The sequence below is a fragment of the Candidatus Kinetoplastibacterium blastocrithidii (ex Strigomonas culicis) genome, from assembly GCF_000319245.1.
Taxonomy (GTDB): domain Bacteria; phylum Pseudomonadota; class Gammaproteobacteria; order Burkholderiales; family Burkholderiaceae_B; genus Kinetoplastidibacterium; species Kinetoplastidibacterium blastocrithidiae.
Genome location: NC_019814.1, coordinates 64,658 through 77,902 on the forward strand (window position 1 = coordinate 64,658; position 13,245 = coordinate 77,902).

12 protein-coding genes and 1 pseudogene are annotated in these 13,245 nt (G+C 31.9%); 6 read left to right on the plus strand and 7 right to left on the minus strand.

All coding sequences use genetic code 11. The features are described from left to right. Positions 1-66: 66 nt before the first annotated feature. The 5 genes from cydC to CKBE_RS00335 are packed head-to-tail and all read right to left on the minus strand — an operon-like array spanning position 67 to position 6,346. Positions 67-1,746 (minus strand): thiol reductant ABC exporter subunit CydC, encoded by a 1,680-nt coding sequence (gene cydC, locus CKBE_RS00320; protein ID WP_015390091.1) that lies wholly within the window; start codon positions 1,744-1,746, stop codon positions 67-69. Further along, the gene (gene cydD, locus CKBE_RS00325) at positions 1,730-3,475 is read right to left on the minus strand and encodes a thiol reductant ABC exporter subunit CydD (protein ID WP_015237623.1); all 1,746 of its coding nucleotides are present in this window, start codon (positions 3,473-3,475) and stop codon (positions 1,730-1,732) included. Before cydD ends, cydC begins: the two co-directional genes overlap by 17 nt. Before the next feature lie 2 nt (positions 3,476-3,477). Then, on the minus strand, positions 3,478-3,582 hold the full coding sequence (gene cydX / locus CKBE_RS03895; protein ID WP_081583117.1) for a cytochrome bd-I oxidase subunit CydX: 105 nt from the start codon (positions 3,580-3,582) through the stop codon (positions 3,478-3,480). A gap of 23 nt (positions 3,583-3,605) precedes the next feature. Beyond that, entirely contained in the window at positions 3,606-4,760 is a 1,155-nt protein-coding gene (cydB, locus tag CKBE_RS00330; protein WP_015237624.1) for a cytochrome d ubiquinol oxidase subunit II, read from the minus strand. Between the two features lie 20 nt (positions 4,761-4,780). Further along, positions 4,781-6,346: a cytochrome ubiquinol oxidase subunit I gene (locus CKBE_RS00335; protein ID WP_015390092.1), complete on the minus strand. Its 1,566-nt coding sequence runs from the start codon at positions 6,344-6,346 to the stop codon at positions 4,781-4,783. 266 nt (positions 6,347-6,612) lie between these two features. Between CKBE_RS00335 and CKBE_RS00340 the strand changes: the two genes are divergently transcribed. The 6 genes and pseudogenes from CKBE_RS00340 to hprK all read left to right on the plus strand — a co-directional run bounded on the left by CKBE_RS00340 (position 6,613) and on the right by hprK (position 11,182). After that, the gene (locus CKBE_RS00340; RefSeq protein ID WP_015237626.1) at positions 6,613-7,605 is read left to right on the plus strand and encodes a KpsF/GutQ family sugar-phosphate isomerase; all 993 of its coding nucleotides are present in this window, start codon (positions 6,613-6,615) and stop codon (positions 7,603-7,605) included. Position 7,606: 1 nt separating this feature from the next. Continuing rightward, complete coding sequence (locus tag CKBE_RS00345) at positions 7,607-8,149, plus strand: KdsC family phosphatase (RefSeq protein WP_015237627.1); 543 nt, start codon at positions 7,607-7,609, stop codon at positions 8,147-8,149. A 312-nt stretch (positions 8,150-8,461) separates the two neighbouring features. Continuing rightward, positions 8,462-9,034: a hypothetical protein gene (locus CKBE_RS00355; protein WP_015237628.1), complete on the plus strand. Its 573-nt coding sequence runs from the start codon at positions 8,462-8,464 to the stop codon at positions 9,032-9,034. Between the two features lie 12 nt (positions 9,035-9,046). Continuing rightward, positions 9,047-9,819 (plus strand): annotated as a pseudogene (lptB, locus tag CKBE_RS00360) (LPS export ABC transporter ATP-binding protein). A gap of 62 nt (positions 9,820-9,881) precedes the next feature. Beyond that, on the plus strand, positions 9,882-10,178 hold the full coding sequence (gene hpf, locus CKBE_RS00365) for a ribosome hibernation-promoting factor, HPF/YfiA family (RefSeq protein ID WP_015237630.1): 297 nt from the start codon (positions 9,882-9,884) through the stop codon (positions 10,176-10,178). 74 nt (positions 10,179-10,252) lie between these two features. Then, on the plus strand, positions 10,253-11,182 hold the full coding sequence (gene hprK / locus CKBE_RS00370) for an HPr(Ser) kinase/phosphatase (RefSeq protein ID WP_041571845.1): 930 nt from the start codon (positions 10,253-10,255) through the stop codon (positions 11,180-11,182). 497 nt (positions 11,183-11,679) lie between these two features. Here hprK and CKBE_RS00375 read toward each other — a convergent pair whose 3' ends face one another. Together CKBE_RS00375 and rsmI are read right to left on the minus strand one after the other, a co-directional pair. After that, the gene (locus CKBE_RS00375) at positions 11,680-12,249 is read right to left on the minus strand and encodes a methylated-DNA--[protein]-cysteine S-methyltransferase (protein WP_015237632.1); all 570 of its coding nucleotides are present in this window, start codon (positions 12,247-12,249) and stop codon (positions 11,680-11,682) included. Then, positions 12,246-13,181 (minus strand): 16S rRNA (cytidine(1402)-2'-O)-methyltransferase, encoded by a 936-nt coding sequence (gene rsmI / locus CKBE_RS00380; RefSeq protein WP_015237633.1) that lies wholly within the window; start codon positions 13,179-13,181, stop codon positions 12,246-12,248. Before rsmI ends, CKBE_RS00375 begins: the two co-directional genes overlap by 4 nt. Positions 13,182-13,245 lie beyond the last annotated feature (64 nt).

Consider the following 13,245-nt stretch of genomic DNA (forward strand, 5'->3'; position numbering starts at 1 on the left):
AAACTCCACCATCATCTATTATAAATATTAGGCAATATAAAGATAGTGGTGGATTATATAGAGTATCTAGTTATCGAATAAGACACCATCATTCAGTTTATACGTTTTTATATCATGAAAATGAAAAACATTCGCATGTGTAGCCATTATAACACTACGTTTTTTACCTGCTGCTTGCCTTAAATCTATGAAGAAATCCTGTTCCAATACTCTATCCAATCCAGAAGTAGGTTCATCTAACACTAAAACAGAAGCTGGCGATATTAACGCTCTAGCTAAACAAAGCCTACGTGCCTGACCAATTGAAAGATTAGATCCTGTTTCTGTAATAAAAGTATCCAATCCGAGGGGCAAATTCCTAATAAAATCATGAAGATTAACTAGTTTAAGAGTTTCAAATATTAAATCATCAGACGCTAATTGATTACCTATAATTATATTGCTTCTTAATGTTCCTAAGAATATATCTGGATCATGACTTAAAAAAGCTATCCTGCTATGTAAATCTGATTGCTTGCATTTCCTTATATCATTGCCACCGAAAGTAATATATCCATCCGAAACCTCATCCATACGAAGCAATAAACTCAATAATGTAGACTTTCCTGAACCACTTGGCCCTACAATAGCGACATGTTCTCCGATATTTATTTTTAGATTTACATTATGCAGCACAGTAGAGTTTTCATTAGTTATTGAATTAATGTAAGAGAAACTAACATTATCATATACAATGTCACCATGACTTGGCAAATTAACTGGATCATCTATATCCTTTATGCTGTTCTTAGTATCAATTATAGCACTTATCCTGTCAGCACCCTTGATAGCAGATCCTAGGCAAGCAGATCCTTTAACAATAGAAGAAAACATTTCGAAAAAACCAAATGAAGCTAATAAAATACCAATTAACAAAGGCGCTTCAATTTTGTTCTTCTCAAAATAACCTATCTCTAAGTAAATAATAATAACTATTCCGATTCCAGATACGATTGAAAGAAAATACTGCCCAGTAGCTGATGCAATGGATTGATTACTTCTATATTTAGACATGCCAGAACAAATATAACTAAATTCTCTATTCTTAGCATCCTGTAACTGCATAATTGTTATATCAATATGCGAGTCAATCATTTCCAAAATAAAACCTCTCATATTAGAAGAATATTCCTGAATATACATTCCATTATTTTTAGTAGATCTTATCAACAAGAAAGGAATAACAACAACAGCAAAACATGAAATTAATACCATGACCAAAGAATTTATTGGCATGAAACAATAAAAAAACAAATAAAATAAAAAAAACAATATGATTACAACAATAAACGGCTCTAAGAATAATAAAAACACAACGTCTAAAATATCAATATCACTCGTTATTCTAGACACTAAATCCCCGTTATGATATTTGGATAATTCTTTGGGATTTAACTTGATCATTGAACCAAACACAAAACCACGGAGATCAGATAATAATTTAAAAATAGCAGCATGGCCTGTTAATTTTTCTATGTATCGAAACACCACCTTCGTTAATGATAATATTCTTATAAGTGCAGATGGCATAAAAAGATTAAACATAGCCCCTATGTCAACTATATACGCCCCTGTTAATAACCATCCAGATATTCCTAATAGAGCGATCCCAGATATAGCAGTCATAAATAATAAAACAATAGGAATACACAAATTAAACTTGTTATTTGAGTATAATGGATATAATAAGCTAAATAATGTTCTCATAATTATTATTAATCTTGCCATCAATTAAATGCCAAATAATCTGCATATTATTATATATAAATGGCGAATGTGTAATTAGAATTAGAGTTTTATTTTGTGAGAAATCAAGTATATTCTTTAAAAGCTTTTTTTCCGTATCTTGATCTAAATGTGCTGTCGGCTCGTCTAGCAATATAAAATCTGGATTTCTAAGGAATAATCGCGCTATACTTAATCTTTGGACTTGTCCTCTAGAAATTCCCATGCCTCCTTTACCTAATATAGTATTGAGACCATTAGGAATATTTTCAGTGAAATCTAATACTAAAGATAATCTTGCCGCTTCTAATATCTCATCGTAAGAGGCTTCTGGCTTTGCTATTTTAATATTTTCTAAAATACTATCTTGGAATATATAAGGACGTTGACTAACTAAAAAAGTCTTTCTTCGTAGAATAGCTTCATCTAAATGTGTAAGATCACAACCTTCAAACCTAATTTGCCCATCATATTGCCTCAATCCTATTATAGATTCTATTAAAGATGTCTTGCCTACTCCACTTACTCCTGTCAAAGCAATATGATCAAACCTTAAAATATTAAAACTTATTTTATTAATTACAATTCTATTAGAATTAGAATCTTTAATTTCTAAATCTTTGGCAGATATTAATATTTGATTGTCGATAGAAAAATCTACATTAATTAATTTATTATTTTTAATGCTATTTGATGTTGCGAGATCAATCACAGGCAATCCACAGAATAATTCTTCAATTTTATTTACTGCTGCATATGCTGATGCTCTATCATGGTAATATAAAGCCATTTGCCTTAAAGGCTGATAGACTTCTGGCGCCATTAGCAAAAAAAACAAACCTAACTGCAGATTAACTGAATCATTCCCCATACGAATAAAATTTAAAAAAGTTAGACCTACATAGACAGCAATACAAGCAATACCCATAGCAGAAAAAAATTCTAGAACAGCGGACGATAAAAAAGCAATTTTCAAGACCGATAACGTACGATCTTTAAGATCATTACTTGCTCTTACTACTGAAGAAAGTTCTCGTTGCGCACAACCATATAACTTTAATGTCATTAGACCTCTTATTCTATCTGCAAAAAAACCAGAAAGCCATGAAAAAGAATCTAAATACTTGCTACTAGCGCGCTCTGCACCATGACCAATTAGCGCCATAAATAATGGTATTAATGGAATACTTATAAATAGTATTAATCCTATAATTTTGTTAAAACAAAATATTACTATTGAAAAAGAAAGAGGAACAATTGCCGCACTGATAAAAACAGGAAGATACTTGCGAAAATAACCATCCAGTAACTCTACCTGTTCAACTATGCTACTAGCAATAGCACCAGAAACCTGGTTTCGAGTCCACACATGGCCATTCACTAATAGAGTTTCATACAATATTTTTCTTACGTTTACTTTTATTCTCTCAGAAGCTTTTATAGCACATAATTCCTGCACATAAGCAATAGTAGAACGTATAATTACTAAACAAGTAAACAAAGAAATCGAATACAATAAACCGTCCCTACTTATATTATTAACAAAAGCAGAATTCAATATATTCGATAGTACCCATGACTGAAAAATCAACACGACACTACCGAATAATGGCATTAAAATTGCCATAGCCACATAGAATCTAGCAAAAACAATAAGACTACCAAGCCAAACCTTACCAGATTTATCAAGTATATTATTTTTACTTGCCACAGCTAATCACTATTATTGGAATTATTCTTGTATTCAAAAAGTATACCGCTAATAACACTAGAAGCTGCAGCAAACCCCAGCCCCAGAATCCAGGAAAAGTACCACATATGCAAACCTCCAATATTAAAAATTAATAAGAATTATGTGACTCAGCAACAGATTTATCATTCACTTTTCCACGCATAACCATGTATACAAATGAAGTATAAGCTATGACTATAGGTAAAAATAAAAGAGTTGATAAGAACATTACCCAAAGAGTCAAATGGCTCGAGGAAGCATCCCATACTGTCAATCCGCTACTATAATTCCCGAATGAGGAAGGCATAAGAAAAGGAAATAAAGAAACGCCAACAGTAACAATAATAGCAGTAATACCAAGGCTAGATCCAATAAATGCTGAAACATAATACTGTTTTCTAATAGCCATAAACGATACAATTGGCCCCATTGTGCCGATTAATGGAGCTATACAAGCTATAGGCCACTTATAATAATTCAATAACCATGCACCTTTTTGCGACTCAACTATTTTTAACAACGGATTAGAAACGCAATTATAGTCGATAATACTTGTTATAATTTGACCATCAATGTTTTTTACTAAAAACCCAGCAAATACAAAAATAAATGCTGTTAAAAATGAAAATATTTCCCCATAGAATACAGAGCGCTCTTGCACAACGCCTTCCGTCTTTAATGCTAAAAAATTTGCGCCATGCATAGCGAGCATTACAACACTAAGAATTCCAGTAACTAAGGAAAAAGGTCTAAATAAACCCAAAAAATTACCGTTGTAAGAGACTCTCAAGCTAACATGATCGAATCCAATTGGCACTCCTAAAATTATATTACCTATAGCAACACCGAATACTAGAGAAGCAACAATCCCCGAAAAACATAGTAAATAATCCCAAGAATTACGCCATGTGCTAGATTCTACTTTACTACGATATTTAAATCCAACCGGCCTTATAATTAGTGCGATTAATACTAATAACATTGCCAAGTAAAAACCAGAAAAAGAGGCAGAATATATTAAAGGCCAAGCAGCAAAGATAGCACCTCCAGCTGTTATTAACCATACCTGGTTACCTTCCCATACAGGACCAATAGAATTTATTAAAACCCTTCTCTCGTTATCACTTCTAGCAACAAGCGGCAATAAAGTTGCTACACCTAGATCAAAACCGTCAGTTACAGCAAAACCAACAAGCAAGACTCCCAAAAATACCCACCACAAGAACTTTAAAGTCGAATATTCCAAAAAAATAAAAGATTCCATTATAATCTCAAAAAATATTATTAATTATCTCTTAAAAAAGAACTATTTCGATCTATAGGATCATTTTCAAAATCAGGACCTTTCCTAATAGCTGCTAACATTAATTTAAAGCCTACTATAAACAAAGAAGTATATATAGACAAGAAAATTGCAAGACTAATAGATAAGTCTAATAATGACAAGCCTGAAGCGGCATAATAAGTAGGCAATACTCCTTCTATTACCCATGGCTGCCTTCCGTACTCTGCAACAAACCATCCACATTCCAATGCAACCCATGGCAAAGGTATACTAAATAAGAATATCTTAAGAAAATATTTATAATTATGGAGACCTTTCTTCATAGAAAACCATAAAGAAGTAGCAAAAAGAATCGTAAAATAGAAACCAAGCACTACCATGACTCTAAAACAATAGAATAAAGCAGTCACATTACCTGGAATAGTATCCAGAGCAGCTTTAGCAATATCATCAGTATTTGCTTTGCTTAAATCGGGCTGATAGCGCTTAAGCAATAATGCATACCCTAAAGATTTCCAGTTTTGATGAAATAACTCTCTAGCCTCTTTATCTTGTGAATCAGCTCTTATTCTCTCTAAAGAACTAAAGGCAACTATCCCTCTCGAGATTTCATCTTTTGCTTTATCAACCAAATCATTAATTCCTAATATTTCCTTATCAAGTGAACGAGTTCCTATTATACCCATAACGTATGGTATTTTAATTTCAAAATCATTTTTACGTTCTTTCTGATTAGGTATGGTTATCAAATTGAAAGAAGCAGGTGCTGGTTCAGTCTCCCACATGGACTCTATAGCTGCAATTTTCATCTTCTGATGACTTGAGGCCAAATATCCGCTTTCATCACCCAACACTATAGAAGAAAGTGAACCAAAAAATCCAAACGCAACAGCCACTGACAGTGACCTTTTTGCAATTTCCAGATTTCGCCCATTGAGCAAATACCAAGAACTAATGCCACAAACAAAAATAGCGCCAGTTATATAGCCAGCGCTAACTGTATGTAAAAACTTGCTTTGTGCCGTTTCGCTAAGAAGAACAGAAAAAAAACTGTCCATCTCCATTCTCATGGTATCAGGATTAAAAGAAGCCCCAACTGGATTCTGCATCCAGGCATTAGCCACTAGAATCCATAAAGCAGATAAATTAGTCCCAAAAGCTACCAACCATGTAACTATTAAGTGTCCAACCCTCGACAAGCGATCCCAACCAAAAAAGAATAAGCCAACGAATGTCGCCTCTAAAAAGAAAGCCGTTAAACCCTCAAGCGCTAAAGGAGCTCCAAAAACATCTCCAACATAATGACTATAATAAGACCAGTTCATGCCAAACTGAAATTCCATCACAACGCCGGTTGCAACACCCAAAGCAAAATTAATTCCAAATAAAGTGCCCCAAAATATCGTTATACGCTTCCATATCTCTTTACCAGTAATTACATATACACTTTCCATAATTGCAAGCAACATGGACAGTCCGAGTGTCAGCGGAACAAAAATGAAATGATAAAAAGCTGTAGCAGCAAATTGAAATCTGGAAAGATCGACTACGTCAAAATAACCCATCAAAATCCCTTTTCTATGAATAAACTAATAACAACATCACAAAATAACAAACCTATTTATAGAGCTACGAAACTCATCAATATTAAACAGATAAAATTTAATATTATTAATAAATAAACCATCGGTATAGTATAATTCTACAACTTTGAATAACATAACAATAGTTATTTAATCTATAAGCTATAATTATTAAAAAACTGATGATAACTAAACAACAAATAATAATATTGTAATATAAACACTCAAAAGAAAAATATACTACACAAATGGACGTAGACACGAAAATATCAAATGAAGATGTTATATCATCTGCTCACAGAACGCTGAGAATCGAGGCTAAGGCAATCGAGGAAATATCCTATAAATTAAATAATGAATTTATACAATCAGTAAAAATGCTATTTTCATGTAAAGGAAGGGTTGTAATTAGCGGCATAGGAAAAACTGGCCACATTGGCAGAAAAATAGCGGCTACATTAGCATCTACTGGAACACCAGCTTTTTTTGTTCATGCAGCAGAAGCTATGCATGGTGATTTAGGCATGCTAACTAGAAATGATGTGCTTATAGCAATATCTTACTCAGGATCAGGCCCAGAGCTTCTATCAATACTACCAACAGCCAAAAGACTGGGGGTAAAAATAATAGCTATTACCGGTAACATAAAATCAAAAATAGCCAACCTGTCCGATTCTATTTTAGATATAAATGTTAAACAAGAAGCTTGTCCATTAAATTTAGCCCCTACTGCTAGCACAACTGCCGCATTGGCATTAGGAGATGCACTAGCAGTGGCTTGTTTAGAACTTAGGTGCTTTAATCTTAATGATTTTGCTCGATCACACCCTGGTGGAACACTAGGGAGAAATTTGTTAACATTGGTCCAAGATGTAATGCGACCGCCTAAACTATTGCCAATAGTTCATCCTAGACTATCTGTTCTTGAAGCATTAGATATTATAACCAGTAAGAATATGGGCATGGCAATAATTATGGGGGAAAATAAAATTCCATTAGGTATATTTACAGATGGTGATTTGAGACGTTTGTTAATGAAGCACAAAGAAGATATTTGCACGATTAGCATACTCAATGGAATGAGCTCAGAGCCATTTTACATATCCCCTAAAGCCCTAGCCATAGAAGCAGCTAAAAAAATGGATGAGAAGCAAATAAACCAGCTCATAGTATTAGATGAACACAACACTCTAATAGGCGCTCTTCATGTACATGATCTCATGAATGCAAAGATAATATAGCATGATCTATCCAAAAAAAATTATAGAATTATTATTGCATGGCATTCCAAAAAACATCCTGAATTCCATTTCTAAAATTAAGCTAATGGTTTTTGACGTGGATGGTGTGTTTACTGATGGAAGCATGTTATATGATAAATACGGAGAACATATTAAAAAATTTAATGTTCTTGATGGGAAAGGGATTCAATTACTTTTAGATAGCAACGTGCAAGTGGCAATCGTTTCCGGAAGAAAAAATGATGCTGTGTTACATAGAATGAATGAGATAGGGATCAAGATGATATATCAAAATGTTGCTGTAAAGCTTGATATAATCATATCATTATCTAAGAAATTAAATATATCAATCGAAAATATTGGATTCATGGGTGACGACATAATAGACATGCCCGTAATGGAAAAAGTTGCTTTCTCTGCAAGTGTTCCTAATGCCCCCATTTATATACAAAATATTGCTGACTGGATATCAAAAAACAACGGTGGCAACGGAGCAGTACGAGAATGCTGTGATTTAATTTTAGCAACAAAACAAAATATTTAATCAGCATATGAAAGAACGCACACTTGCGATTGTTAGTATATTTATACTATTTTCCCTGATGATTTTGATATTCACAAACTGGATATCATTATATAAAAATTATACATCGAAACAATGTGATATAAAAACAGTTGAATATTGGGGGAATAATTTTTTTGTTATATCAATAAACAAAAACGATGAAACGGTCAAAATCATAAACGGAGAATCAATGAATAAAACACTTAGTAGTAGTATCGTAAAAATTAATAACCCAAATATAATAATTAATAATAAGAACTGATCCTCCAAAGTATTTATAAAATAGTAATTATGATTAAAACCTTAGTTTTAGCTAGGATTCATGTGCTTTTATATCTAGCAGTAACCCTAGCATTACTAAACAATCCAACGCAATCAGAAACACTAGAAGACATCAAGAAAGATAAAATGAATATACAGGTGTCGTCTAATGAGCTAATCTATGACAAATTAATCAATAAGTATTTATTAATAGATAATGTGATGATAAAGTGTGGCAAAACAAATATAACATCAGATATTATTATTCTGGACTCAGATAACTTTATAGATACTTTACATAGATCTTCATTTTGTAGTGCCTTGAATGAAATTCTTGCTAAATTTTATATTTTTAATCAATATGCAATAACTATTAAAAGCCATAAAATTGAATATGACACGACAAAAAACGAAGTAGCGATCGAAAGTGCTATCATAATAAATATGGATTGTGGAGCGCCCTTTTATTATTTTATAGCCCCACATATAATAATAAATACAAAAAACGGAAAATTTAAAGCATATGGAGGAGCTGATAACAATAAAGCTCGAGTTATAATCCCCTCTATGTCAGATATGAAAAAACTTAGACTAAATTGGTAGAGTAGCATAAGTATGCTTACAAATATTATCGAAAACTGCAAAAATGATCATTCCATATTAAAAGCAAATAATCTTAAAAAATCATATAATGGAAGAAATGTTATTAAAGACATTTCTCTATATCTGAAAAATGGTGAAGTTGTTGGTTTGCTAGGCCCAAATGGAGCAGGAAAAACAACTAGTTTCTATATGGTGCTAGGAATAATACCCACAGATTCAGGATCTATAGAAATAAATGAAGAGGATATAACAAATCTACCCATTCATAAACGCTCGTCATTAGGAATATCATACTTGCCACAAGATGCTTCTATATTTCGCGGATTGACTGTAGAAAATAATATCAAAGCTATCTTAGAACTCCAAAAGAAAAATGGCAAGAGAATATCTAAACTAGAGATTGAGATCTATACTAATGAATTACTAGATAAATTACATATATCATATATTCGTCATAGCATGGCAATATCACTATCCGGTGGCGAGAGACGCAGAGTAGAAATAGCAAGAGCTCTAGCAACAAAACCAAAGTTTATATTATTAGATGAGCCATTTGCAGGAGTTGATCCAATATCTATTCTAGAGATACAAAAAATTATTTTTTTTTAAAATCTTGTAATATAGGAGTACTTATCACAGATCATAATGTTAGAGAGACTCTGGAGATATGTGATAGAGCCTACATAATAAACGAAGGTACTGTTATAGCTAGCGGAGATCCTAATAAAATTATAACTAATAAGATAGTTAGAAAAGCATACCTAGGAGATGAGTTTAAAATGTAAATATTGTCTATATAGCTTATTAATAATAGACTATCAGTTACTATTAAAAAAAGGAGAATCTTATGAATCTTAATATAATAGGCCGCAACGTAGAAATAACAGCGGCAATGCAAGAATACATATCAAAAAAACTAAGCAACACATTACTTAGAATTGAAGATGAATTGTATGCTAGTGTTGCTGTGTATATAGAACATAAACAGCACAACATAGAAATAAATATTAGACATATAAATAAAACTATATTACATTGCAAATCATCTGATACTAATCTATATGACGCAATAGATGATCTATCTGAAAAAGTAGAGAGACAACTAATTAAGTTAAAAGAAAAAGAAAAAGAAAAATCTTTTTAGTGACTAATGAGCAAAATTATATTAGATATATACTTTTCATTAATGATAAAACTCAACCACAAGTTCCTAGCATGTTGCCTACACTACAAGAATTAGTTCAGGATAATAATGATAAAATCAAATTCCAATGGATAGCAGGACAATCAGCATCTAACCGCTTAATATCAGATGAGGATACATCTTCAGCTAATATTGTTGGTCACCTGAACCTTATTCATCCCTCAAGAATACAAATCTTTGGGCTAGAAGAGATGGATTACTACGTCCGTCTTGAAAAAAATAGGCAAATAACTTACATAAAAGAACTGTATAATGGAAGATCTCCTGCAATTTTAATAGCAAACAATCTACAAGCGCCTCAAATCCTAATTAATAATTGCAGCCAATACAATATACCGCTATTATCAACTCCTATAGATGCCGCCAAGTTAATAGATATTCTTCGAGTTTATATTAGTAAAAAACTAGCTCCTATAGAAACAATTCATGGTGTTTTTTTAGATGTATTTGGCATAGGAGTACTTATCACCGGCAAATCAGGTCTTGGAAAAAGTGAGCTGGCACTAGAGCTCATATCAAGAGGTCATGTGTTGATAGCAGATGACGTTGTAGAATTGTTTCAGGTTGGCTCAAATATTGTAGAAGGCAAATGCCCATCTTTATTACAAAATTTACTAGAAGTTAGAGGACTGGGATTGTTAGACATAAGAACAATATTTGGAGAAATTGCAATTCGACATAAAATGAGATTAAAACTTGTCGTTAATTTAACTAAACAGTTTAACAGTGATAGTTTTGAAAGACTACCTTTACAAAAAGAAGTTACTAAAGAGATCCTTGGGGTACCTATAAGGGCCGTTACAATACAGGTTGCTGCCGGCAGAAATCTAGCTGTTATAGTCGAGGCTGCTGTTAGAAACACAATTCTACAAAGGAGAGGCATAGATACCCTTGGAGATTTTATAGAACGACAGACCATCGCAATATTAAGTAATAGCACCTAGTTTATTATATAACGAATAGTACATTATTAATTGATTTATGACACTATCTAGTGCTATTGAAAAAATAAACTATATGAGATGAAAAAAGTTATTCTAATAATAGGAGTGTCAGAATATATAAAATCCGTAATTCTCAGACTGGTGCAAGTTTTCTGATTTTTTAATATACATAGAAGATATATTTATAGCTAGAGCAAATTAATATTTAACTCATGTTAATATTGCCTATAACTAAGAAAATAGCAGTTAAAAATTAAGCAGTAACGTAATAGATAAATAACTGCGATAACTCATTAGGATTCATATAGATAAGACATTTATATATATGGTTCTGAATATACAAAAGATACTATAAATTATCTAGCTGTGGATACTATATAAACAAATTAATAACATAAATACATTTATGTTATATAAAAACTAGCAGATAATTTACAATTATGATTTTCTTATAATCATAAGATATGTAGCATTAGTAAGCAATACTGAATAATTTATTATATTTTCGGTTTATAATTATGCTGATTTTTAGAGTTTTTATAACATTCTAGATATAAATGTCCCTCATGATTAAGCAACTGCTGCTTCCTATGCAAACCTCCAGAAAATCCAGATAATTCTGTATTTATAGACACGACCCTATGACATGGATTTAGTATCAGGATTGGGTTTTGGCTAATTGCATGTGAAACTGCTCGATAAGATTTAGACATGCCTATAAAAGCAGCGAATTCTTTATAACTTATAAGACTCCCAAATTGTAAAAACTTTAGACTTTCCCAGACTAATTTTTGAAAAAAAGTCCCATAAAGCCTTAAAGGCAATTCAAAATTAACTCGTTCTTTTCTAAACCATTGATTTAATTGCTTAACAGCATTCTTGAGTATCGGCGTCATTTCCAATTTCAAAATATATCTATCTATAGTGTTTATAGTATTATTGATACTAATTTTATTAGTATCAATAAATGAGACCTCAATAATACTATCGTTAGAAGAAACTAATTTAATAACGCCTATGGGACTTTTAAAAAAACAATAAAACATCTTTTCTGATTCAGGTTTCATAATAATATATCCTTATTCTTAATCATAATAGCCCTGTTATATAAAAATTTTCTTGACATTCCAGTGGTTTTAGAAACAACTCTAACAGACTCAGATAAAGGCATGCTGTCAAGCAAAACATTTATAAAAGAGTCAATATTTACTGATTTAAATGTTTCTAATACTTTACTCTCTTTACCGTGAAGAATTAGAACAAATTCACCCTTAAAATAATGTGAATTACATGATTTCAACATAGATACTTCTCCCAGAGAAATTGTATCTATTTTTTCGAATTTTTTTGTAAGTTCCTTTGCTATTGTTAGGAATCTGTCGTTACCGCATGTTTTTCTCAAATCTTCTAAACTGCTCATTATTCTATGAGAAGACTCAAGCATTATGACTGGAAATGTTTTGTCACTCCATTCTTTAAACCAAAGAAATCTTTGACTTTGTTTAGATGGCACAAATCCAGCAAAAACATATGCAGGGTTCTCATCTGTAGTAACCCCACTAGCCATAAGTGCTGTGGTAACAGAACTAGCACCAGGAATCGGTATTACTCTATAACCAGAAGATCTAACTTTCAATATAATTTTAGATCCTGGATCACTGATACCAGGAGTACCAGCATCCGATATTAAAGCAACTCTTTTCCCTGATCTTAAAAATTCACATATCTTATCAGAGGCTTCTAATTCATTGTGTCTATGTGCTGAAATTAATTTATTTTCTATACCATAAAATCCTAATAAATGATAACTGACTCTAGTATCTTCTGCCGCTATTAAATCCACCATAGATAATGAATAAATAGCCCTAAAACTTATATCTGCTAGATTTCCAATAGGAGTAGCAACTACATAAAGGGTGGATAAGGGCCAATCTTGCATAGAAATCTGTCTTATAGCAGATTTAAGATCTATTTTTTTTAAAAAATCTATTTTATCCATATTTGATTATGTACAATTAAAAGTTAGAAAAATACAATATGCATATTCTCTACATAAAATAAAA